Genomic DNA, 22148 nt, shown 5'->3' on the forward strand with positions numbered 1-22148 from the left:
CCGCGACTGAGTCATTAATTGCCGTCCAGATCCTCCCAGACCTGTTCCCAAATCGGCCAACCGCGGGGAATGTATCTTTTCTTCAGTACTCCTGCAAGGAATCCAGTGAATCCGCCATCGATTACCTCAATCTCGGGGCATTGCCGGTAGGCCACTGCAACATCCCAGTCACCCGGAGCCCCCGAAGGGACGAGTAGGCACACATCTCCGTCCCAGTCATGATAGGCCCAAGGGATTACCAGATTCCGATTGTCGAGAATTTGCTGCGGCACTTCATCCAGGAACTGCAGCCCGTCCAGAAAAATTTCCCGCTGCTCTTGGATGAATTCAACCAAACGTCGTTCCCCGTCGAGGCGGGGAACAAAGAGGTGATCGAAAAGGATGGCACCCCCGTAACAGTCCACGAATGCGCGGAAATCTGATGGGACCGGCGTTCCGGCGACGGCGACAATCTCACGCCAGGCGGCTTCTTCAGCGGGGCACCCCCTTCGGGGGCCGCCCATCAGCTGATGCAGGAACGAAGGGACCAGCTCGGCGCTCGGGTTCTCACTCATACTTCTCCATCAAGCAGACAGCATCTTCCCTGTAAGGCAAATTCGGGATGTGGCAATCCACGTTCATCCCGCGATTGCCCTTTGCGACTATGTGAATATAGTCGGGGATTGGTGAATTCGCATCTCCATAAACGGCGGTGGTGTACTTCTTGACCGACTGCCCACCCTTGATTTGCTTGGCGATTGCATTCTCGATGTTGCTCATCACTGGAGAATTTGCCGCTTGATACAACGGGACCAAGTTCCTCAAGTCGCTACCTGAGCCTCCGAATTGGCAGCCGGCAAGGTGTCCGCGAGCTCGATTTCCCTTCGGGAGCTGCGTGTAACCAGGCGGATCCACGGGAGCCAATTTTCGCTCGCAGTCATATTTCCATATTGTCTTGGTTCCACCTTGCATTGACTCGGTTCCACCTTCATGGAATTCGATCGCCCCCACCGCTCGACATCCATCTTTCCCCTCGCGGAAACGCTCTCGAGGCAGATAGGTGATGTTCCCTCCCGCGTTGTATCCCACGCCATCATCGCATTTCTCGGGGTCATCTGAGTCTCCACCCTTGTCGCGAGCCTCGTCGGGGGAGAGGGATTCCTGCGTAGCACCCAGAAGAAGGAGGAGTTGATCCCTGCTTACATCCATGGCCCACCCGATGCCAAACGGATCCCAGTGATCGCTCAAGGCAGCCATATTAGCCTTGAGCTCAAGCGGAGTGGCCGGGTTGTTGGGGTTCTGCGGGGGCGGGGGCGGGGGCGGTGTAATCGGTCCTGCTGGCGGAGGCGGGGTGCAGCGGTATCGGCACTTAGGCGGGCCTCCCCGGGTTCTGGTGTTCCCCCCCCGGGTAGATCCTGGTACCGCTGGGAGGGGTTGCGCTGGGCGCTGCGCTGGGGGCCGAACCGGTGCCGCACATCCAGTGGTTACATGCCCCGGCACCTTGGCCGAAGATGCTCGGGCCGGTTGCCCCGGTGGGCTGGTACGGGGTGAAGGTGCCCATGGTGCGGTAGAGACCGGCGAGCCGAAGCCACCCGGGAAGTCCCCGCGACCAGGAAAAGTATCCGGTTCGGCCTCCGCTCCAGGTTCCCCGCGTGACCCGTTCGCGCTCCATGACGTCGGTGTCCTTGTGCCCGGTGGGGTCGATGCGGTTGAGGGGGCTGCCGGTTGCGTAGGTGTAGCGGTTGGCGTTGAGGGCGGATTGAGTGGGGTCGAGTTGCCAGGTGTCGCGGCTGGTGAAGCTGCCGATGCTGGGCTGGTACCAGCGGGCGGCCATGTTGATTTCGCCGCTGGTGGGGTCGGTCCAGCCGGACTGGTAGCCGAGGTTGGGGTTGGTTCCGTTGGTGGCGGTGGTCTTGCCGAAGGGGTCGTAGGCGCGTGAGCCGGCGACGGTGGTGCCGTCGGGGGCCAGGCTGGCGACGAGGTCGGTGTGCTGGTCGGTGACGGTGAGGCGTGCGGTGCCGGTCTGGCCGGTTACTGCGGTGGAGAGGAGGCCTCCGCCCGGGCTTCGGGCGTAGGTGGTGGTGCTGTCGGTCACCAGGTTGTTGGAGCCGCCGTCGTAGGTGAAGGCGGAGCCGTTGTGGCTCAGGACGCGGTCGAGGCTGTCGTAGGTGAAGGTGCTGGTGCCGTTGGTGATGGTGCGTTCGAAAGCATCGGTCTGGATGGTGCGGGTGGTGCCGCCGCTAGCGGTTTCGGTGATGGTCTTCTCGGTGCCGCGGGCGCTGTAGGCGTAGGTTTCGGTGCCCCATGTTTCGAGGCGGTTACGGGAGTCGTAGGTTCCTGTGGTGTTGCCGCGCTTGGTGAGGTTGCCAGCCTTGTCCCATTCATAGGGGGTGTTGGCGGTGCCGTCGTTCCAGGCTGTCATGCGGCCGGCGAGGTCGTAGGCGTAAGTGTTGGCGGCCGCGCCGGTGGTGCCGGTGGTTGTCTTCTTCACGAGCCGGTCGGCGAGGTCGTACTCGTAGGCCTGGCCTTGGACGTCGCCCCCTGCGGTGCGAGTGACGGCATCGTTGGTAAGGCGGCCGAGACTGTCATAGGTGTAGGCGCGCTGGGCACCAACGGTGAACGTCCCGCTGGTGACCTCGCGTGCGTACTTGTCCAGGGTGACGCGGCCTGAAGCGTCCAGTGTTTTCCAGGTTTCCGTCCCGGTCAGCGGATCGGTGTTGCCTTCCAGGTGGCCGGCAGGGTTGTACCAGAAGTAGGCGGTTCCCGCAGCGTCCGTGCGGACGGTCATCTGTCCGTCCGCGTTGTACTTGTAGGTGGACTTGCCCGCAGGTCCGTCGGTGGAGAGCAGTTGGCCTCGGTCGTTGTAGGTGTACGTGTTGTCGGCCAGGATGCCGTCCGTGCCGGAGGCGGTCATGCGTCCGGCGAGGTCGTAGGAAAGGGTGCGGGGGCGGGTCGCCACCGTGGTGCCGGAGCCGGTCTCGTTGGTCAGGCGGCCCAGAGCGTCGTAGGTGCGCTGGCGCTTGACGTTGCCGGGCAGGAGTTCAGCAATCGCCTGGCCGGCGGCGTCGTAGGCGGTGGTCCAGGTGCGGACGTCAGGATTCCAGTGCTGGGTGGTCGCCGGTTCGATGGTTGATTCCGGCAGGCCCCAAGAAGTGAAGGTGTAGTACGTGGCCTTGCCTCGACCGTCGGTCAGACGGGTGCGGTTGCCCGCTGCGTCGTAGCCGAAGGTGGTGGTGATGGAGTCGGTGGCGGTGACCGGATCGATCTGCTTGGTCATCCGACCGAGCGCGTCGTAGGTGTACGTGCGGCGTGCCCCGGTGGCTGAGATGGAGGCTGTCACGTTGCCGTCGGCGTCGTACTCGGAGGAGACCGACCGCAGTGCCGTGGTACCTGTGCCGTAGTCGCTGATGGTGGTCGGCTGGCCGAGAACGTCGTACGCAGTGGTGGTCTTGCGGCCGGTCTGGTCAGTGGTCTCGGTGGTGCGGCCCAGCCCGTCGTGAGCCGACCTGGCGATGCCGCCCGCCGGGTCGGTGACGGTCAGGACCTCGCCGACGGTGTTGTACGTGGCAGTGGTCTTGAGCCCGGAGGGTGTGGTGGACGCAGTCTGGTTGCTCGCGTCGTCCCAGGTGTAGCGGGAGACGAGGTTTTGGAGGGTGGGCTTGCGCTCGATGGTGGTTGCGGTGAGCTTGCGGCCGAGCTGGTCGTAGGTGGATTCGGTGCGTGCGCCGGTCGGGTCGGTCTCCGAGAGGGGAAGGCCGGTCGGCGTCCAGGTGTAGGTGCTGACGCCGCCACCGGAGAGGGCTGTCGTGGTGCCGTTGAAGGTGGTGGCTCCCGGAGCCTGCAGGCCTGCGGCACCGGCGAGTGCCGGGTCCGTCTTGCGGATCAGGTTGCCCAGCTGGTCATAGTCAAAGTACGTGGCACGGCCGAGCGGATCGGTTCGGGAGGTAGAACGGCCGAGCTGGTCGTACGTGGTCCGGGCGACGGCGGTGATCTTCGTGCCGCCGGGCGGGGTGTAGTCGGGCAGGGTAACCGCGACGGGCCGTCCCAGCTTGTCGGTTTCTGTCCGCGTGACCATGCCGCGAGCGTCGCGTGTCTCGGTGGCTTCGGAGAACGTGTTGTAGCCGGTGAGGGTCTTGGGGGTGACAGCGCTTGCAGCAGCACCGTTCTCTTCGGCCTGGACCTGGGGGGCGGTCGTCTCGACGAGGCGGCCGAGGGCGTCGTAGCGGTTGGTCGTGGTGTTGCCGCGCGGGCTGACCTGGGTCAGGGCCAGCCCACGCTGGTCGAAGGTGGCCGAGGTGGTGCGGGTTGCGGTTCCGTCGGTAATCGTCGACTTCTTGAGATTGCCAGCCGTGTCGTAGTCGTTGGTGGTGGCCAGCTTCTTGCCCGAGGCGTCGATGGACTCGGTCGACTCTGTGACCCGGTTGTCAGCGTCGTAGGCCGTGGTCGTGATCCGGTTGAGCCCGTTGGGGTCGAGCACGGACCGTGTGGTGCGCCCGGTGGCGTCCACCGTGCTGGTGACCGTTGTGCGGCCGCCGCCCGTCGTCTGGCTGGTCAAGTAGCCCGCGCCGTCGTACTGGTTGTCCTCCAGCACAATGTCGCGCTTGGATCCGTCAGCCTGGGTGACAGCCTTGGCCGTCGTCTTGGCCTTCAGACCGTCGTCGAAGTAGGTGAAGTCCGTCGTGGCACCCATCGGGTCCGTGGTGGAGGCAAGGCGGCCCGCCGGGTCGTAGGCGTTGGACGTCACGACGAGGTCACGCGTCTGGCCGGACGGGTCGCCTGTCCAGTTCTTCAGAACCTTCTCGGCAAGCTGGCCGCGCGATGTGTACCCGTAGGTGACGACATTGCCTGCCGGGTCTGTCTCTCGGTTGATCCGGCCGAGTGCGTCATACCCGTAGGTGGCTTCGTTGCCAGCAGCATCGGTGCGGCTCTCGTTGAGGCCGTGGACGTCGTATCGGTAGGTCGTCGTACGTGTTACGTCGCCGCCTGTCATGTCCTGTGTGGACTCGGTGAGCAGAAGGTTGTCGGCGTCGTAGGTGCGGCTGATCTTCCCGGTGTGGGTTGTGCCAGTTACTTCATTCGTGACACCTGGGCCCGTTTCGGAGGTGATGTTGGACATGGCGTCGTAGGTGTAGGTCGTGGTGACGCCTGCCGGCTGGCTGTCGGAAGTCTGCGTTTCGGTCAGCTTTCGGCCGAGGCCGTCGTAGGTGTAGGTGGTTGCCAGCCCGGAGGGGGCCGTCGACTTGGCGACGTCACCCGACGCGAAGTACGCGTATGAGGTGGTCGCACTGCCTGCGGTCTTCTTCGTCGCGACCAGGCCTGCGGGGGTGGTGCCGCCGCCGACGGCAGGCTCGGCGCCCGTCGTGTAGGTGGTGGTCTCGGTTCGGCCATCGGCGAGCGTGGTGCCAGCGGTCAAGCCGAGCGCGGTGTACGAGGTCGTGGTCTTGTAGCGGTTGTCGGCTGCCCCGCTGGAGCGTGCGTCGCGTACGGCTGTGGGCTTTCCGTTGCGGGGGTCCAGGGGGTCGGCGGCGTTGTAGTGGTACTCGGCGAACGAGGTCCAGCAGGAGTCGGTGTCACGGCACTTCGTCGTCGAGACGGTGTTGCCGCGCTCGTCATGACCAGTGACGGTTGCGTGGCCGTTCGGGTTGGTGACCGTGTGGAGGAACCCACCCGTGTCGTACGTGTAGGTCGTGATGCCGCCGTCCGCGTTCGTCGAAGCGGCGCGTCGCTGGCCGCGTACGGCGTCGTAGGTGCTGCTGGTCTTGTTACCCAGCGGATCGGTGACGGTTACGGTCGCGGCGAGTGAAGAGACCGAGGCTCGGGTGCCGGCGTTGTAGTGGCGGGCAACCTGGTCGCTGGTGAGGGTGCGCGGGTAGACGGCGACTTCGTCGATCTGGCCGGTGAAGTAGTTGACGCCGTTGCCGGGCGAGGCGGGCCAGTACTGAGTGAAGCCGGCCCCGATGTAGGTGGTTTTGTTGGCGGAGTGGTTGACGGGCACGTTGGTTGCCTGGGCGACCTGGGTGCCGTCGAGGTACAGGGTCTGGGTTCCGGCTTGGGCGGTGATGACGGCATGGTGCCACTTGTTGTCCGTCACTGTGTTGGGTGACGTGTTGCCGGCGCCGTTCCCTGAGTAGTACTGGCCGTGGAGCTTGTTGTCGGAGCCGATGTAGAGCACAGGTGTGTAGCTGGTACCCGGGTCGGGTATGGCCTTGTCCTGGTCGCTGAGGAGGACACCGGGTTTGGTGGTCTTGAACCAGAGTTCGGCCGAGAGGTCGGTGTTGGGGATCTTCGCACCGGGGAGCTGAGCGTATCCGTCGCCCTTGAACTCGACACCGGGGCGGTCGGTGGCACCGAAGGTGCCGGCGGTGCCCAGGGTTGCCTTGGTGTACGTGCCGTTTCCGCTGGTGACGGTGATCTTGTTGCGGGCGCTGGTTCCGCTGGTCTCGTCGAGCTGGAAGTAGCCGGCCGGGGCGTCGGCCATGATCGCGCCCTGGTACTGGTCCCCGTTGCCGGTGACCAGGCGGGTGCGGGCCTTGTAGTGGTCAGTGACGGTGGCTGCGTCGAGTTCCTTGCTGTAGAACGCGGCTTCGTCGAGTTGGCCGGAGAAGTAGCGCGTTCCTCGCGGTTGGTCGTCCCACTCCGGGCTGGAGTAGCCCGCGCCGAGATATGCCTGTACGACTGTCTCGGGCTTGACGGCACCGGCCTGGAAGCCGACCTTGGCACCGTCCAGGTACATCGTCTGCCCGGCGGCACCACCGGTGAGCACCACGTGGTGCCATTGGTTGTCCGTCACCGGTGCGCTGCTGATGATCGAGGTGCCCTTGGCTCCCCGCCACAGTTCACCGCGGAGCTTTCCGGCGGAGTCAATGAGAAGGCTGGGGTTCCACGCGGTGGGTGTTGCACCGAGGTCGACGTTCTGCAGTCCGACCAGCACGCCGTTGGGCTTGTCGGTGCGGAACCACATCTCGACAGCGAGCGTGGTTGCACCTCCGATGGTCTCGGCGGGGACGTCGACGGCGCCCTTGGTGCCGTCGAGTGTGACCGAGCCGTCGTCGCCGTCGAGGAACGTGCCGACTCCGCCGAGGCTGACACCGTCGTGGTACGAACCGTTGCCACCGGTGGATATCTCATCGGCCGCGGCCGCGCCACTGCTGTCGCCCAGCCGCCAGTAGTTGACCGGCGTGCTCGCCTGCACCGCACTCGCGTAGGCCTGAGAGCCCGAGGAGTATCGCGGCGCGGAGATCTGCCAGGTGCCACCGGACTCGTCGGTGACCTGGGTTACGCGTTCGGTGTTGTCGTCGTAGACGACCTGGGCACCGATGCGGCCCGAGGGCAGGGTGGACTTTGTCAGCTTGGACGTTCCGGTTCGTGCGTCGTAGTGCGCGCGAACGGCTCCCGCGTCCAGAGCCCGGTGGTAGACGGCGACGTCGTCCATGACGCCGTTGAAGTAGCGAACTCCCTGGGTGGCGTTGCCGTCCCATCCCGCGCTGGAGTAGCCGGCGCCGAGGTAGGTGAACGTCTTTGCGGCGTGGTCCACGGTCCCGGTGCGAGAGCCGACGCTCTGGCCGTCGAGGTAGAGGGTCTCCTTGGTCCCGCTGCTGGTGAGTACGGCGTGGTGCCATGTCCCGTCGGTGACGACGGCGCTCGAGGCGATCGGGTCCTTCCATTCCCCGGCCAGCTCAAAGCTGCCGCGGAGCTTCCCCGCGGTATCGATGACCAGGGCCGGGTTCCACATGTTCGGCTTGCCGTCAGTGATCCGCTTGTCCTGGAACCCGACGAGCACGCCGGGCTTGGACGTCTTGAACCACAGCTCGACCGTGAGGATCTTCGAAGGGGACAGAGTTGCCTCGGGGAGCTCCACGAGGGAGGTCGTGCCGTTGAACGACGCGGCCTTGTTACCCGTCCCCGTCAGGGCACCTGCGCTGCCGAGCGCAACATCGCGGTAGCGGCCTGCGTTCATGCCGGTTCGCGAGGCGGCCTCGCTCGCCGCGTTCGAACCTTCGCTCTCGTTCAGTCGCCAATAGGAGACCGGACTGGCGTCCAGCACGGTGCTGCGGTACTGCGAACCAGCGGTGTACTCATAGACCGAGCATGCGGTCGTCGAGGTCGGCGGGCACACCTTGGCCAGTCGGCCGTTGCTGTACGTGTACGTCCAGGTGAGGGCCGGGGATCCCGACCCGACTGCGTCGGTGGTGACCGAGCTGACGCGGCCGACACTCCAGGTGAAGGTCAGGGCGCGCTTGGACAGCGCGTCCGTGGCCTTCGTCAGCAGACCGCCCGTGTAGGTGAGGAGCTGCTCCCGGCCGGAGCCGTCTGCGATCTTCGTCAGCAGGCCGTTGGTGTCGAAGGTGTACAGAGTGGCGCTGGCGTCACGCAGAGTCCAGCCACCGCCAGCGACGGCGGCCAGGACTCCCATCGAGCCCGAGGGAGCGCTGTAGGTGCCGTCGCTGTTGCGGCCGAAGCGAGCCTGGCTGCCGTTGGCGAGGGTGATGACGATGTTCCCGTCGGCCTCCGCGGTGGCCCGCATATCCCAGCGCGTCGCCCAACCGGCGCCGAAGGCGTTGCCCTTGCGGGGATCCTGGGAGTTGTAGGTGCGGGTAACGGCGAGTTCAGGGCCTACGACCGGCACGGCGGCGTCGGTGTCGGCGGTCGCGTAGTTGCCCGCGCGCTCACCGAAGCTGCGGCCGCTGTCGGCGCCGCCAAGATGCGAGGTGATCGCAGGCTGCGGCACCTGGGTCGTCAGCAGCGACGGCTGCGGCTGGGCCGAGTCAGACTGGCCGTCGTTGGCATACGCGTACCAGGCATACGTCTTGGACCACGTCAGCCAGCCGCTCGGCACTGCCCAGCTCTGGGAAGGACCTGCGGTGGACTGGCGGCAGTTCTTACGGGTTTCGGTGCCCTCGACCTCGCACACTTCGAACTTGTACGTCAGGGCGTTGTTGGGGAAGAAGTCCTTGTCCGTGGCAGCAGCCCACAGCGTCGGGGTCAGACCGTCGCTGACGGCGCCGCTCGCCGGGGCGAGACCCGTGAGCTGCGGCGGGATGTTGACTGCCTCAAAGCGCACGGCTGCGCTGGGGACACCTGCTGCCTGGAAGGAACTGACGCCGAAGTCGTCCATCGTCCACGCGAGCGTGTACGTTGCCGGCGCCAACGGGGCGACTGTCGCATCGAGTGTCACAGAGCCGCCCGGCGGTACGTCCTGCGGCATGTTCGTCCAGCGGATCTTGCTCCAGTAGTCACCGCCAACGAGGTTGTTGTTGGCGTCATACAGGTCGTACCGGAGCTTGATGTTTCCGCCTGCGGGCCAGGTCGCCTGCCCCTTGTTGGTGACGGTGACCTTGAACTTGCCCTCCGAGGTCGCGGTCATAGGAGTCACGAAGCCACCAAGCTGGTAGGTCGCCCCGTACTTGGTCCACGTCACATTGAGGCTGGGCTTGCCCGACCCGCCGTTCGCCTCATTGCTGTCGGAGTGGAACTGCTTCCAGCTGTTGGAGTCCGAGGTGGACGCCTTCACGGCCAGGCCGTAGTTCGCCTTGCGGCCATGCGTCCAATCATCGACCAGTTGCCGGCCTGAGTCGCCCAGCGGAATCGTGTCCCAGGCCGGTGCGCAGTTCCAGTTGGTCGCGCCAGCGGGCCTCCAGCCGTGAGCGAACGACTTCGAGCCCAGTGCCGGACCCGTCGCAGGCCCGGGCATCGTCGTGGTCGAGCTCTCCGACCAGTTCGAGGTGATCTCGTGAACGGTGACCGGCCTCGCGCTGCAGGAGTATGACCAGGAGTTCCACAGACTCAGGTCGGCCGCGATGACCCACGCGTTGCTCAGGCTGCTGTTGACGTTGTCGAAGCGGAGGAAAGACGCAGCCTGGTGGCCACCTCCGTCATACGTGCCAACCTTCAGGAGGTCGCTGCTGGCGTTGTTCGTGCTGTAGGGCGATTCGACGTAGGTGCCCGAGTTTGCCCGGACACCCGCTGCCTCGACCGGAGGGTCCACCCGCACCGGGTAGACGCGTTCGGGGGCTGCCAGCCACTGGGCATCGAGGGTAACCACGAGGACCTGGCGTCCGCCTTCGTTGACGAGGGAGTAGGTAACCCCGCCGGAGATCGCTCCCTCATTGGACCGCTCACCGCGGTTGGAATCCTCCATCCAGCCGGTGGGCATCCAGCTGCGCTGGACGCCGTCCTGGTCGAGGAAGACGACGTTGCCCTGCGGGTCCAGCTTCGCCGTGAGACCGGTCAGCGACAGAGGGAAGCGCCACTGACCCGGGGCGCTCTTGTCCTTGAGAATCAGCGTCTCTTTGACGGATTCAGCACCCGCCACGAGCTCAACGTCAGTGAACGGACGCACGTCCGGGTAAAGGATCGTGCTTCCATCGACCTTGCCCTGGGAATGTGCAGCTCCCTCGATGCCATACCCGATGGAGTACTTGCCCTCCACACCGAGACGGACCAGGGGATCGCCATCCGCGTACTCGGCGAAGAACAGCGGATCCTCCGTCGACCGCGGCTCCCACCCAGAACTGGACGCACTCATCGCCCAGGCACCCTTAGGCCGTGCGAGTGAAGTATCGACTGCCTTCCAACTCCCTTCACGCGAAAGGAAATTGACCTGCTCGTCGTAATACTGCGTTGTGTAGGTGCCGTCCCCGTTTCGGAACGTACGGGAGCGCTGCTCACGCTTGTCGAGCTGCTCAGCACTGCGCTTCGAGTCGAACCCGACCGCCCCAGCCGGCTTGGGCGCTTCCACAGGCTTCACCTGCGGAATTTGCGGTCGCTGCTCAGTCTTCAGGCTGACGGGGGCCACGCCCGCAGCGGGCATCAGCTCGCCAGGCGCCCTCTGCGCTCCACGGCGGCCACCTTCGGCGTCGGCGTTTGTGGCGTCTCCCGAGGCTCCATGCCCACGCCCGCGAGCCGAACCCCAGGTCTGTGCCGGGCGCTCTCCGGCACCCGGAACCTTTTTGGCCATGACCCACTGATTGACCGCCAACGCGGTCTGCTCCGTGCTGGCAAGGACAGCCATGACGAAAGCGATTACAACAACGAATGGACGCGCGATGCGCACGAAAAGCCCCCACCCAAGCGATCAAGAGGGGCTAGTTCTATTCGGTGATCAGGGCCTGAAACAAGGCCGCCTGACAGGCCGTGAGCCAGCGAGGCACGGTCGCGGCACGGATAAATCCAAAAAAATCAAGATTAACTTACCTGTCATTCGACACTCCGAGTCGACAAAATGAGATATATGTCACGCCCCATGCGGGAACCATCTCCTCTGTCCGGCCTAGCTGATTTGTCGTCCCATGGCACTCGACTGCAGTTGAGATGGCCCATGACCTGATGCGCAAAGCCGAGAAACGAGCAGACCGTGGGGGCCGCGCTCGCACAGACGGCAGCGATGCGGATCACGCCAAGGACGATGGGCAACCAACACAAGTCCGCCGGCTCGGACCACGAGGAGGCCCACGAGGACACCACGGTGTAGAACGTGGTGCCGTCGTCGCTGGGCACGGTTGTGACCGTCGGCTACCGGGGGATCACCACGCAATGGAGGCCCGTAGAAAGGGGTGGCGGCGGATTGCTGCCTCCGACGAGCAGGGCCAGGAGCACGGCGATCGCTTCGTTGCGCAGGACCCGGGCTGCCTGCGCAAGCTTGACCGGGTCCGGGGTCGGCAGAGACAGAGCCACACACTCGGGGTCTGTGCCCGTACGGATGGGCACGGCCGCGCACACGGTCCCCAGGGACTGCTCGGCCTTTTCTTGCAGGTCATGGCCGTGTGACGTGGTCTCCATGACAGTGGATATCAAGATCATCCGGGCCGGTCAGATGTACCGCTACTACCTGCGCCAGACCGTCGTCGGCGACGGCCGCCGCCCGGCGCGCACGTCGTTGCGCGAGGCCCAGGAGCAAGCCGGTGTCCCCGTCGGGCGATGGATGGGCCGCGGCCTGGCCGTGCTCGGACTCGAGCCGGGTGAGGAGGTCACCGAGGCGGAGCTGCGGAACCTCTTTGGCGAGCGTGGCCGGCACCCGTACGCGGACCGGATCGAGGCCGACCTGCTCGCCAAGGGTGAGTCCCCGAAGAAGGCGTTCAGGGCCGGCGCCCTCGGACGCCGGGTGATGGTCACCGGTGTCGACCTCGTCTTCCGGCCGCAGCCGACCATTTACCTCCTGTGGGCGCTGGGGGATGAGGAGACCCGGCAAGTGATCGAGGCCGCGGACGAGAGAGCGATCGAGCGGGTACTGGAGTGGATCGAGGACGAGGTCGCGGTGATCCGGTACGGCAAGGACGGCATCTACCGGGTACGGCTGCCCGGCGGTCTGGTCGCCGCCCGCTTCCGCCACTACGAGGCACGCTCCGGGATGCCCTTGCTCCATGACCATCTGCTGCTGTCGGTGAAGGGGCAGCGCCTGGACGGGAAGTGGAACTCGATCCACACCACGGCCCTGCACGAGAACACCGTCGCCGCCTCCGCGCTCTACAACGAGCTCGTGGCCGCGGAGGTCTGCGCGGAGCTGGGGCTGGCGACCGAGCCGCGCATCGTCACGCCGGGGCGCCGGCCGGTGATGGAGATTGCGGGAGTGCCGCACGAGCTGATCCGCTGGACCTCCCGGCGCAGCGACCAGATCGCCGCCTGCCTCGCCGAGTTGGAGCACGAGTACGTCACCGCTGTCGACGACGACGGCGAGCTGAAGTTCCTGCCCGTGGTCTCCGAACGGGCCCGCGCCAAGATGAACGCGATGGCGGCCCGCAAGACCCGCCCACCCAAGCAGAAGACGCTGCCGCTCGCCCAGCTGCGCGCGTGGTGGAAGAGCAGCGCGATCCTCACATCCGGTGTGCACGTCGATGTCATCACCTCCCTCCTCGAGTACGCCCGCGCCACGGCGGCCGCCATCCGGGCTCGGGTCGCCGCCGTGGTCGACATCGCCCTGGCGGCCGTCGACGTCGCCGCGACGGTGTTCGTGATGAACGATGGCGGCCGCTTCCACCGCCGGCACCTGCTCGCCGAAGCCCGACGCCACCTCGCCCTCGTCCTACGCGGCGGCCGCCGTGAGCCGGGCCTGGACGACCAAATCGTGGCAGCCGCAATCTCCACCCACTGCCTGGACATCAGCGAGCCGACAACCACGATCGGCCTACTGAAGGACTACCGCCTCTACACCGCCCGGTGGGCTTTGTCCGACCTCCCCGCCCGGCCCCGCACACCCGACCTCGTGCCCGACCCGGACCGGCAGCCACCGACTGATCCCGGCGAGCCAGCCGACGTCCGGGCCGCGGGCCAGGACGCGGGGGAGTGGGAGATCCCCCGTATCCCACTGCAGTACGAGCGCGCCGTCCTCGCCGGTGTGGTGGTCCGCGAGAAGCTGCGCACCACCACCGCCACCGTCGTTCGGGGCCGCGCGTACGACATCGTCGCGCACCAACAGGCGGCGATGCCCGAGCAACTGCTCCCGCCCGCAGCCGCCGACCCCGAACACGGCGACCAGGAGCCGGAGGCCGGACCCCGGGAGGCGATCGACATGACGGCGCTGCGGGCCCTGCGGAAGTCCCGCACGGACGTGGAAGCACTCGACCTCACGGCCGACCGGCTGCGCCACCTCCAGGACGCGTTCGCCAAGGTCGGCGACGACTCCCGCGTCCGCGCGGACCGCCACACCGCACAGACCGACACCGGCGCGGTGCACCCAGACGATCAGCAGGCGCACCGCCCTCAGGAGCCCGGACCGCACCGCGGCCGGGAAGCCGGCCACTGAGCGGACCCGATGGTGCGCACCCGGTGCAGTCGCGCGCAACGACGATGTCGTCCACTCCACCGAGTGGAGCCCACCCGGCCGGGAGTGGCCGCCACCGTGTTCTCGACCAGCTCGACCGAGTGGAGCCCACCGAGTGGAACCCACTGGGTGGAGTGGGCGACATCGACGGGGCGATGCCGCACCTCGACCGGGTGCGTTTCTCCTTGACCTCGGCTCAGGTCAATGAGAAATGTGGCGCCTTCACCCGGCCCACTCCACCGCACCGAGTCCATCCGGTGCGCACCACTGAGCCTCCGCCAACTTGAATTCGCAGGTCAAAGGGCTGCTGTGACCGGCTCTTGATCCACTCACGCTGGCCGTGGGCGGGAGTCTGCGGCGTAGACCGTTTGTCAGCGGTTGACTTCGAGGTCCGTCAGGACGAGTCAGGCGCGCAGGAGGTGCGTGGCGCGGGCGGGGTCGGTGCGGAGTTTGGTGAGGGACCGCCAGTTCTCGAGGTGGGCGAAACCATGTTCGACCGATGCCACCAATGAGCTCGGGATACCGTCTCATTGGGCATCAGTCCGCACCCAGGGGGAGTAATGAGTCATCGCTCAGGCTGTGTACTCGGTATGGCTGTCGCCGCGTTAATCGGCCTAGTCGGGTGTGGCAGCGGTAAGCCCTTCGATGGCCCTGCGCCCGAGTCCCGCTCGTCTGCCGTACCTGTGTACGTTGCCGCGTATCGTGCCGGATACATCGCGGGCAAGGCCGTCTATGACTCCTCGGGCAAGGGAGCGGCCGTGCGCGAGACCGTATGGGGCGGCTGTACGCGCCGGGCTCTACAGGCGGGCAGCGCTGCCGAGATGGATCGTGGTTCCTGGGTGCGAGGTTGCCTCACCGGCGTCGCCAACGCCCCTGAGCAGTTACCCAACGCCACCGTGACCAAGCGGACCACGGATGCAGAAGTGCTGGAGCGTTTCCGAGCGTGGGCTCGCACCAAGGGTGAGGCACAGCAGGTCGACCACGTCCGCATGCTGGCCATAGTCCAATTGACGGAGCACGACTATGACGTCGAGTTGAGCACGGACTACACAGCAGGGTCCGGAGAGCCTGGATCTGAGTCCCTTGCCCAGAGTTTCGTCGAGTGGTGGGACGGCGATCATGGCCGGGACGGTACCGCCAGGAACGTTCTGGTCCTTGGGGCAGATGGAAAGAGGCTGACCGCACAGCGCATCTGAGGAGCGTCAATGGCCCCGTAGTGCTGGCTCTTCGAAAGCGCCGAAGAGCCGGTTCCTGTGCGCTGTACCCGGTCGGCCTCCGCCATCCTGTGCATGCTGGATCCCGAATTGTTGGAACGAATAGCCGCGCGCCGTGCAGAACTGGACGAGCTCGAAGAACAGCTGGCCGACCAGCTGGCGGAGGCTCGGGCCGAGCGGGACGACCTCGCCGTCGCCGAACGGGTCCTTCAGCAGGTGAGCTAGTGCTGTGACCGCGAACCTTCGCCGGGTTGAGACCTTCCGTCGGTGGTGGGGTGGGCGGATGATCGGGTGATGGGCAGCGAGTTGGATCTGCCGGACGAGTTCCGGTCCGAGGTTGACGTAGCGTTCTCGTTTCTGCTTGAAGAGGCGGGTTTCGCGGGTCCGGAGACGACGGAGCACGGCCTGCTGTTCCGCGGTCCTGGGTTGGACGTGGACGTGTGGCTGTTCGACGGCCGAGAGCCCCAGGTCGCGACGGGAGTAGCCGCCGTCGGACCAGATGGCATCAGGGGACGGAGGGCTTGGCTGGACGAGCTCTATGTTGCTGCCGGATGTGGGCCCGCTCAGGACGTTCCTGGCTCGGCTCCGACCCGGCGGTCGACCATCAAGCGGGTTCATCAGCACGCCACTGCATTGCGTCGCCTCATGACGGGGCTGTCGGCTCCCGAACTCAGTCAGTTGATCATCCGCTTCGCTGGGTCGTGATGAGAAGGTGATGTCAGGCAGCTTCGACGCAGGGACGTCTGCCCCAGCGGATGCCTTTCTCGCTGCGGATGCGGGCGCGTTCGCGTCGTTGGGCGGCGAGGACGTCGGGGTGGCGGGCGTTCTTGTTTCGCCAGCGCAGGTATGCGTGCAGGGCTCGGGTCTGGACGGTGTGGTTGCGGTGGTGGGAGTTGGCGAGGGCGAACTGCCGTAGCGGTCCGAAGTGGGCTTCGATGAGGTTGGCCCAGGATGCGTAGGTCGGGGTGAAGCACAGCTCGACCTTGTTCCTGGCCGCCCACCGCTTCATCCGCCAGTTTGTGTGGGCGGAGAGGTTGTCGAGGATCACGTAGATCGGGGCGCCATCCGGGCGAGCGGCCCGGATCGTTCTCAAGGCCGCCCAGGTGTAGTCGATGCCCTTGCGGCGCCGATTGACGCCCCACATCTGGTCGTCACCGACCGAGTAGCAGCCGTGGAAGTAGGTGATTCCGTGGGTGCGGCGGTAGGTGGCCGGCAGCCGGTCAGGGCGGCTGCGCTCGGCCCAGCAGGAGCCGGCGGTGGGCCGGATACCGAGTGGGCCGAACTCGACGAAAGCGAAAGTGCGGTCGGGCCGCTCGTTCATCGCGTGATCGATGCGGGCGAGCTTGGCGTCGAAGTCCGGGTCCGGGGAATCCTTCCAGGTCTTCGTGCGCTGGAAGGTGATCCCGCGGCGGGCCAGTAAGCAGCGCAGGGCCTCGCGGCCGATCCGGACGGGCCGGGCGATATTGCGTCGCAGGTGATCGGCGAGCTTGCGGATCGACCAGCGGGTGAAGGGTTTGCCCAGTGCGGTGGGGCGGGCGGTGGCCGTCGCCACGACGAAGTCTTCGTCGTCACGGTTGAGCAGGCGGGGACGGCCTCCCGCCCAGCGAGGGTCCAGGCATGCAAGCCCGATCTCGTTGAAGTTGTGGATCACGTCGCGGACGGTGTCCTCGTTCGCCTGGACCAGACGCGCGATGACCGGGACCGTGCTGCCGCCCGCCGAGGCCAGCAGCATCATCGCCCGCCGAAACCGGACCGAGCTGGTACTGCCCCGCCGCACGATCTGCTGCAGCCGCTGTCCCTCCGGTTGGTGGCGGCAGGGGCGCATGGACAGGTAGAAGGGCTGCTGTCATGACCGCCGGATAATCGGGACAAGGTGTCGGACCCGCGTGGTACGACTGCTCTCAAGCAGAGTACGAGCAGAGGCGGCCAGCAGTGGGGCGACAAGAAGAAGCGATCCGCGTAGCAGACGAACTCCTGGCCGACATCGAGCTCAAGCGTCTGAAGGCATCCGAGGTCGTCCTGAAGGCGAGCCGGCTCGCCCGGCTGGTCGGCCACACCGAGCTGACGGAGTTCCTCGGGTTCGAGCGCAACGGGTACCCGGCTGCTGGCGCGCCTCAGGCGTGGATCGAGCGAGCGGGCCGCTGGTCGGACAATGAGAAGAAGACCTTCCATATTTCTTCGATTGCGAAGGTGGAGGCCATGGTCGAGTCCAGTCGGCAGGCCATCGACGCCATGCGCGGCGGGGGTAACTACTCAGGCGACAACGCTCTACTTGCGTCGCGCGGCCACGACGAGCGGATCCTTGCTTCCTCAGTCGCTGTCAGTAAGTGGACAGGCATCTGCGGGCAAGTCACCGCGACTGTCTACGACATGGTTGCCGAGATCTACCACGAGCTCCTGTTCAGCGAGCTCCAGGCGAGTCTGTTCGCGGACACGCAGGAAAAGGTCGATGGGTCATTGGCGGCGGCGAGCGGGAGCGCGCTCGACAAGATGGAACGTGTCTCTGACCGTCTTCGGGACGGTGACCCGGAATCCGTCAGCCAGGCCCTCACCACCTGCCGCCGGCTTATCGACTCCTGCGCGGACTACGTGTTCCCAGCCCGAGAGGAGCTGTACGCGATCGGGGCCGAGGCCACCCTGAAAGTCGGTCCTCAGCAGGTACTGAATCGGCTCCAAGCCCACACCCACGCCTGCGGTGCGTCCAAGAGCCGACGGGACCGGCTGCGCCGGACACTGTCCGATCTTTACGACCGGTGCTCTGCAGGAACTCACGCCGAGGTCACCATCGACGAAGCCCGCTTCGTCTTCCTGCAGACCTACATAGCCCTCGGCGAGATCCTGACCCTGAGTGCGTCCGAGGACAGCGAGTCCTGACACTGCCGTGGGCTGCATGAGGTCACCCTCGGCCTGACGACAGCGGGGCCGGACAGGATCACATCCTGCCCAGCCCCGCTGCTCGTTTCTGGCTACTTCCTAGCGAAGGTGGATGCGCGGTCCCCGCGCGAACTCGAGGTCGTCCAGCAGGGCAGTCTCCAGCTCATTCTCTCCCTGGCCGCGCAGACCGAACGGGTTGGTCTCCATCCGCTCTAGGAGGATCAGGGTGTCGAGCTGCCCGGCCACGTGGCTAATCCCAGGGCTTCAGCGCGGCAGGACTCAGGTACTTGCGTCTCGTCCTGGCGGGCACGGCTCCTTCACCCCATAGGGCCGGGAGCCGGGCCCCGGACAGCAGGGGGCGGGAGAAAAGATCCCGAGCACGACGAAGGCCCGGACCCCTGGTCCGGGCCTTGCGCTGTCGAAGTCTTCTAGCGGGTCGAACGCCAGTAAGGGAGTCGGCGACCTACCGTCTACTTGCGCCCTCCCCGGGAGCGGATAGCGACCCAGTCCGGGTCGCGTACGGGCGCCGGCGCCCGCGTCTCCGTGGCCGGGGCGCATGATGCGCCAGCCGGTGCGCGGCGTGGACCAGGACGACGACAGCCTGCCGCCCGGCACCACCCCGGACCCACGCCGGTGTAGCACCGGCTGCCGAACGGGCCGTCGGGGTCTTCGTCCATGCTCGCGACCAGCTCGCCCGGCGAGCTGGCCTCGTCATCGTCTCCGAGCTGCCACATCCGGGGCGTGGCCGTCATGTACAGCCGGCGCAGAGCCGGGATACGGGTGTTGTTGTGGATGACCGCCCACGGCTTCCCGATCCGGCCCGATGTCCGGTGCGCCTCGTCGACCACGATCAGGTCCCAGGCCGCGAGCCCAGCCTGGTGCGCCCTCTCGAGCGTGCCCAGCCCGAGGGAGGCGTACGTGGCGTATACGGTGACCTGCTCCAGACCCCGGGTCCACTCCACCAGCTCGTCCACGTCCGTGGTGTTGGGGAAGGAGATCTCCTCGCCCCGCAGCGAGGACACCCCGATCACCGGGCCCCGGCGGCCGCCCTCGCGCCACGCGGCCTCGGTCTGGGCGAGCAGGTCCAGCGAGGGCACCAGCACCAGTACCCGGCCCGCGCGGAGCTCCTCCGCGCTGCGGACCGCCACTCTCGTCTTCCCGGACCCGGTCGCCATGATCACCTGTGTGCGCAGTCCCTGCTCGGGGATGGCGGAGGTGCGGGGCGGTGTGTCCAGGGCACGCAGGACGGCGTCGACGGCCTCCCGCTGATGCGGGTACAGGGACTGGGTCATGCCGTGCCCCCATCGGCCTCTCGTCGAGTGCCGGGAGCCGGCTGCTCTGCAGCGGCTTTGCGGCGTCGGCGGTGTTCGCGTTGGGCTTGGGCGCGGGCGCATTCGCGGGTGCAGTATTTGATGCCGCTGGTGCGGTTCTGGCCGTATTCGGAGCGGCCGCGCTGGCGGACGAAGGGGCGTCGGCAGGTCTCGTTCGCGCATTCGCGGATGGTGGCGTCTTCGGCGAGGTGGTTGTACAGCTGGAGGAACGCCACGGCCAGGAGGGTGGGGTAGCGGTCGTCGAGGCTGCCGATACCGATGCTGAACCGCTTAAGGGCCGAGTTGAGGGTGCTGCTGAGGTCGCTGATCTTCAGGGCCAGCAGTTCTTCGCGCATCTGATCCAGGTCGCGGGGCCAGAGCGCCTTTCGGTCGCTGTTGGCGGCCTGCCACCGGGCGAGTCCTTCAGGAGCGGCCTCCGCGGCGACGAGGGCGTCCAGCCCGCCTTCGCGGCGCAGGGCCATCCATGTGGTGATGGCTTCCTGCGCGTGGGCGACGTACAGCTGTGCGAGCTCGCCGTGGAGGGCGAATGGGCCGCGTTGGGGGTGGAGGTCCTCTGCCAGGGCGGTGTAGTGGTCGTGTTCCTCCACGTCCAGGCTCAACGATCCGACGTCGCCGCCCAGGTGCCCGTAGGCGCGCATCATGGCGGCCACCGCGTGGAGGTCGGACGGGTCGAGTTCCATGAACTCGCGCAGGTAGAAGTCTTCGGGCAGCGCCACGGTGCCGTCGCCGGGGGAGCGGAGCTGCGGGGTCCACACGATCCAGTCGCCGTCCACGCACGCGTCGGCGAGGGGGCACAGATCCGGTGGAGGGACGGGAGTACCCGGCCAGAGCGTGGGACGAAAGCGTTGGTCAACGTATTCCGTCATGCGCGGCATCATAGCCACGCACGAGGGAATACGAAAAGAAGGCAGTTCGTATCACGCATGCGGAACTCGTCGGAGGGGAAACCAATGTGACACCGTGGCAGGACCGCAAGACCGTGGGGGACAGGCACGAACTGAGGGTCGCCACCGCGCTGCGCACCAGAGGCTGGACCGTCCACCCCTGCGGACAAGGCACCTACCCGCCGGCTGTTCGCGAAGCACTGCGCCGTACCCGATCGGCTCTGAGGCAGTTCCCGGACCTCATCGCCGCCCGCGGTACCGAAATCGTCACCATCGACGCCAAAGACCGTATGCCCAGCACCAACACCAGCCGCTACGCGATCAGCGTCAGCACAGTCAACGCCGGCCTGCAGTACACGGCCATCCACGCCCCCACCCCCCTGTATTACGTCTTCGGCGACCTGAAAGTCCTCACCCCCGCAGAAGTCCTCCACTACACCGACCATGCCCTGCGCCACTCAAGCGGCGCCTACCACCTCGTCAGCACCCGCCATGCCCACAGTTTTGACGGAGTCTTCGGCTGCGCTGTGGCTCGAGCGGCCTGAGACCCGTGCGGAGGCGGAGCGCCTGGAGGCGGTGCAGGCCGCGGCGCAAGAACTGGCGGACCGCGCGGGTGCGGACGTGGCGGCGGCCGAGGACGATGCGCGGGCTGCGGGGGAGCGGCTGGAGACGGCGCGTGCGGCGGGTACGGACGCGGCTGCCCGCCTGAAGAAGGCGGGGCGGGCAGCTGTGAAGGTACGGGCGAGGGCCCGCACGATGATCCTGCGCAACGGCGCGGTCTGCGTCGCGGAGCGGACGGTCCGTGTATACCGCCCCCACACGGCGCGCTGACCCCAGCCCCCGGTTCGGCGTGCTGAGGAGGCCCCGGACGGCGATCCTTTGCCGCCGTCCGGGAAGCGTCCGCCCCGATCAGGGGGTCTCCAGGACCTCGATCACGAAGGGCTGTTCGTTGTTGGTTTGGTTCTTGTCGTCGGCGCTGCGCACCGTGACGGAGCCGCCTTCCAGCCTGCCGATGGGAACGGTGCGGTCGAGCTCGACCGGGACCTCGGCGGTCACCGTCTCCCACACGGCGAGCCCGGCCGGGAAGACGCAGCGCACCTGGCGGCCGCTGGCGAGCATGACGCAGCCTTCCGGGAAGAACGGCTCCTTGGCTGTGGCCCCTTCCGGCAGGGTGATCGTCACGGTGAACGGCGAGACCGTCTGCTCCGGGCCGGGGTTGGCGATGAAGCCGAGCACCGTCGTGGTGCCTCCGGGTACGGCGGCGTCCGGGGCGACCCGGACCACCATCAGGTCGGAGTTCGACACCGCGGCTGCTTCAGCGGTGGTCGTCGGCACAATGGCGGCCAGCAAGGCCGCGCCAGCCACCAGCGCCCGGCGGCGGACACTGGAGCGGCGGACGATGTTGCGGGTCATTCCGGTTCACCTCTGCTCGGGTGCGGGGGCGCCTCGTTGATCAGCCCCCGGATGATCAACGACCGCCACCACGGCAAGGGTGCGAGCCCGACCACCCACAAGCCCAGGCCCCCGGCGACGAATTCCCGGCGCGGTCTGCCCTGATCGCGTTTTCGTCCCGGCGGGGACGCAGGGCGCGGTGTGTGGTCGTGGGCGCCGGTGGAGACCGTCGACCCCGAGGCGGTGCGGGCCGCGCTGTGGGGTCCGATCGGGGCGGAGGTGGCGGCGGACCGGCTGAGGGAGATGCTGGGGGTCCCGTTGCCGGCGATGCGGCCGAGGGTGACGGCGGCGGCGATCGGTCATTCGGTCCGAGCCGGCCTGCTGGTCTACCTCGGCGGCGAGGTGGATTTCCCCCAGGCGGATCCGGAGCAGGTGGCGGCGCTGGCCCGCCGCCGGGACCTGCCCGCGCTCCTGGACCAGCACATCCCCTTGGGTCCGGACCAGGCGGCGGGATCCGATGCACCTCGCTTGCACGGTCACGTGTGGATGCGCGTGTCTCGGACCGAGTCTGATCTGCGGGGAACAGACCGTGGTGGCTGGCCCGTTGAGCCGTGGCCCTATCTGATGAGCAGGCGTCAGGCCGCAGAGCGACTCCCCGAATGCGCACCTGCTGACTGGTTACGCATTTGAAAGAGCCCCCGCCGTGTGCGGGGGTTCT

At 66.8% G+C, this 22148-nt stretch carries 17 protein-coding genes; 8 read left to right on the forward strand and 9 right to left on the reverse strand.

Going from position 1 to position 22148, the window contains the following annotated elements; translation table 11 throughout:
* Window positions 1–14 precede the first annotated feature (14 nt).
* The 4 genes from ACFYYJ_RS37790 to ACFYYJ_RS37805 all read right to left on the reverse strand — a co-directional run bounded on the left by ACFYYJ_RS37790 (window position 15) and on the right by ACFYYJ_RS37805 (window position 11652).
* Window positions 15–554 (reverse strand): hypothetical protein, encoded by a 540-nt coding sequence (locus tag ACFYYJ_RS37790; RefSeq protein ID WP_389139015.1) that lies wholly within the window; start codon window positions 552–554, stop codon window positions 15–17.
* A complete protein-coding gene (locus ACFYYJ_RS37795) occupies window positions 547–1227 on the reverse strand; it encodes a DNA/RNA non-specific endonuclease (protein ID WP_389139017.1) in 681 nt (226 codons plus the stop codon). The genes ACFYYJ_RS37790 and ACFYYJ_RS37795 overlap by 8 nt, the downstream gene beginning before the upstream one ends.
* A gap of 121 nt (window positions 1228–1348) precedes the next feature.
* The gene (locus tag ACFYYJ_RS37800; RefSeq protein WP_389139019.1) at window positions 1349–10990 is read right to left on the reverse strand and encodes a LamG-like jellyroll fold domain-containing protein; all 9642 of its coding nucleotides are present in this window, start codon (window positions 10988–10990) and stop codon (window positions 1349–1351) included.
* A 500-nt stretch (window positions 10991–11490) separates the two neighbouring features.
* Complete coding sequence (locus ACFYYJ_RS37805) at window positions 11491–11652, reverse strand: hypothetical protein (RefSeq protein WP_389139021.1); 162 nt, start codon at window positions 11650–11652, stop codon at window positions 11491–11493.
* A gap of 103 nt (window positions 11653–11755) precedes the next feature.
* On the opposite strand from ACFYYJ_RS37805, the gene mobF reads away from it, so the two are divergent.
* The 4 genes from mobF (at window position 11756) to ACFYYJ_RS37825 (ending at window position 15654) form a co-directional block, all read left to right on the forward strand.
* A complete protein-coding gene (gene mobF / locus ACFYYJ_RS37810) occupies window positions 11756–13717 on the forward strand; it encodes a MobF family relaxase (protein WP_389139023.1) in 1962 nt (653 codons plus the stop codon).
* Window positions 13718–14493: 776 nt separating this feature from the next.
* Complete coding sequence (locus tag ACFYYJ_RS37815; RefSeq protein WP_389139025.1) at window positions 14494–14931, forward strand: hypothetical protein; 438 nt, start codon at window positions 14494–14496, stop codon at window positions 14929–14931.
* 93 nt (window positions 14932–15024) lie between these two features.
* Window positions 15025–15174, forward strand: coding sequence for a hypothetical protein (locus tag ACFYYJ_RS37820; protein ID WP_389139027.1), 150 nt, complete (start codon window positions 15025–15027; stop codon window positions 15172–15174).
* 69 nt (window positions 15175–15243) lie between these two features.
* Window positions 15244–15654 carry a hypothetical protein gene (locus tag ACFYYJ_RS37825; RefSeq protein ID WP_389139029.1) on the forward strand — a complete coding sequence of 137 codons (411 nt, stop codon included), beginning with the start codon at window positions 15244–15246 and terminating at the stop codon, window positions 15652–15654.
* Window positions 15655–15667: 13 nt separating this feature from the next.
* Here ACFYYJ_RS37825 and ACFYYJ_RS37830 read toward each other — a convergent pair whose 3' ends face one another.
* Entirely contained in the window at window positions 15668–16774 is a 1107-nt protein-coding gene (locus tag ACFYYJ_RS37830) for an IS630 family transposase (RefSeq protein ID WP_389139031.1), read from the reverse strand.
* A gap of 107 nt (window positions 16775–16881) precedes the next feature.
* Here ACFYYJ_RS37830 and ACFYYJ_RS37835 point away from each other — a divergent pair, with 107 nt between their 5' ends.
* Window positions 16882–17823, forward strand: a complete 942-nt coding sequence (locus tag ACFYYJ_RS37835) for a hypothetical protein (protein ID WP_389139033.1) — start codon at window positions 16882–16884, stop codon at window positions 17821–17823.
* A gap of 99 nt (window positions 17824–17922) precedes the next feature.
* On the opposite strand, the gene ACFYYJ_RS37840 is transcribed toward ACFYYJ_RS37835, so the two are convergent.
* From ACFYYJ_RS37840 to ACFYYJ_RS37850, 3 genes are all read right to left on the reverse strand, one after another.
* Window positions 17923–18069 (reverse strand): hypothetical protein, encoded by a 147-nt coding sequence (locus ACFYYJ_RS37840; protein WP_389139035.1) that lies wholly within the window; start codon window positions 18067–18069, stop codon window positions 17923–17925.
* Between the two features lie 224 nt (window positions 18070–18293).
* Window positions 18294–19115 carry a DEAD/DEAH box helicase family protein gene (locus ACFYYJ_RS37845; RefSeq protein WP_389139037.1) on the reverse strand — a complete coding sequence of 274 codons (822 nt, stop codon included), beginning with the start codon at window positions 19113–19115 and terminating at the stop codon, window positions 18294–18296.
* Entirely contained in the window at window positions 19112–20020 is a 909-nt protein-coding gene (locus tag ACFYYJ_RS37850; protein ID WP_389139040.1) for a hypothetical protein, read from the reverse strand. Before ACFYYJ_RS37850 ends, ACFYYJ_RS37845 begins: the two co-directional genes overlap by 4 nt.
* 86 nt (window positions 20021–20106) lie before the next feature.
* On the opposite strand from ACFYYJ_RS37850, the gene ACFYYJ_RS37855 reads away from it, so the two are divergent.
* Window positions 20107–20583: a hypothetical protein gene (locus tag ACFYYJ_RS37855; protein ID WP_389139042.1), complete on the forward strand. Its 477-nt coding sequence runs from the start codon at window positions 20107–20109 to the stop codon at window positions 20581–20583.
* Window positions 20543–20869 (forward strand): hypothetical protein, encoded by a 327-nt coding sequence (locus ACFYYJ_RS37860; protein WP_389139044.1) that lies wholly within the window; start codon window positions 20543–20545, stop codon window positions 20867–20869. Before ACFYYJ_RS37855 ends, ACFYYJ_RS37860 begins: the two co-directional genes overlap by 41 nt.
* Window positions 20870–20947: 78 nt before the next feature.
* Here ACFYYJ_RS37860 and ACFYYJ_RS37865 read toward each other — a convergent pair whose 3' ends face one another.
* Entirely contained in the window at window positions 20948–21451 is a 504-nt protein-coding gene (locus ACFYYJ_RS37865) for a hypothetical protein (RefSeq protein WP_389139046.1), read from the reverse strand.
* Between the two features lie 198 nt (window positions 21452–21649).
* Between ACFYYJ_RS37865 and ACFYYJ_RS37870 the strand changes: the two genes are divergently transcribed.
* A complete protein-coding gene (locus tag ACFYYJ_RS37870) occupies window positions 21650–22120 on the forward strand; it encodes a hypothetical protein (RefSeq protein WP_389139048.1) in 471 nt (156 codons plus the stop codon).
* Window positions 22121–22148: the final 28 nt, after the last annotated feature.

The sequence above is a fragment of the Streptomyces sp. NPDC002467 genome (assembly GCF_042889825.1).
GTDB lineage: Bacteria > Actinomycetota > Actinomycetes > Streptomycetales > Streptomycetaceae > Streptomyces.

Bases quoted from the DNA above. Each gene is read 5' to 3' on its own strand.
- ACFYYJ_RS37845 (WP_389139037.1), bottom strand. From the start codon at position 19,115: ATGACCCAGTCCCTGTACCCGCATCAGCGGGAGGCCGTCGACGCCGTC.
- ACFYYJ_RS37850 (WP_389139040.1), bottom strand. From the start codon at position 20,020: ATGACGGAATACGTTGACCAACGCTTTCGTCCCACGCTCTGGCCGGGT.
- ACFYYJ_RS37865 (WP_389139046.1), bottom strand. From the start codon at position 21,451: ATGACCCGCAACATCGTCCGCCGCTCCAGTGTCCGCCGCCGGGCGCTG.
- ACFYYJ_RS37820 (WP_389139027.1), top strand. From the start codon at position 15,025: ATGCTGGATCCCGAATTGTTGGAACGAATAGCCGCGCGCCGTGCAGAA.
- ACFYYJ_RS37800 (WP_389139019.1), bottom strand. From the start codon at position 10,990: ATGGCTGTCCTTGCCAGCACGGAGCAGACCGCGTTGGCGGTCAATCAG.
- mobF (WP_389139023.1), top strand. From the start codon at position 11,756: ATGACAGTGGATATCAAGATCATCCGGGCCGGTCAGATGTACCGCTAC.
- ACFYYJ_RS37790 (WP_389139015.1), bottom strand. From the start codon at position 554: ATGAGTGAGAACCCGAGCGCCGAGCTGGTCCCTTCGTTCCTGCATCAG.
- ACFYYJ_RS37830 (WP_389139031.1), bottom strand. From the start codon at position 16,774: ATGCGCCCCTGCCGCCACCAACCGGAGGGACAGCGGCTGCAGCAGATC.
- ACFYYJ_RS37825 (WP_389139029.1), top strand. From the start codon at position 15,244: ATGGGCAGCGAGTTGGATCTGCCGGACGAGTTCCGGTCCGAGGTTGAC.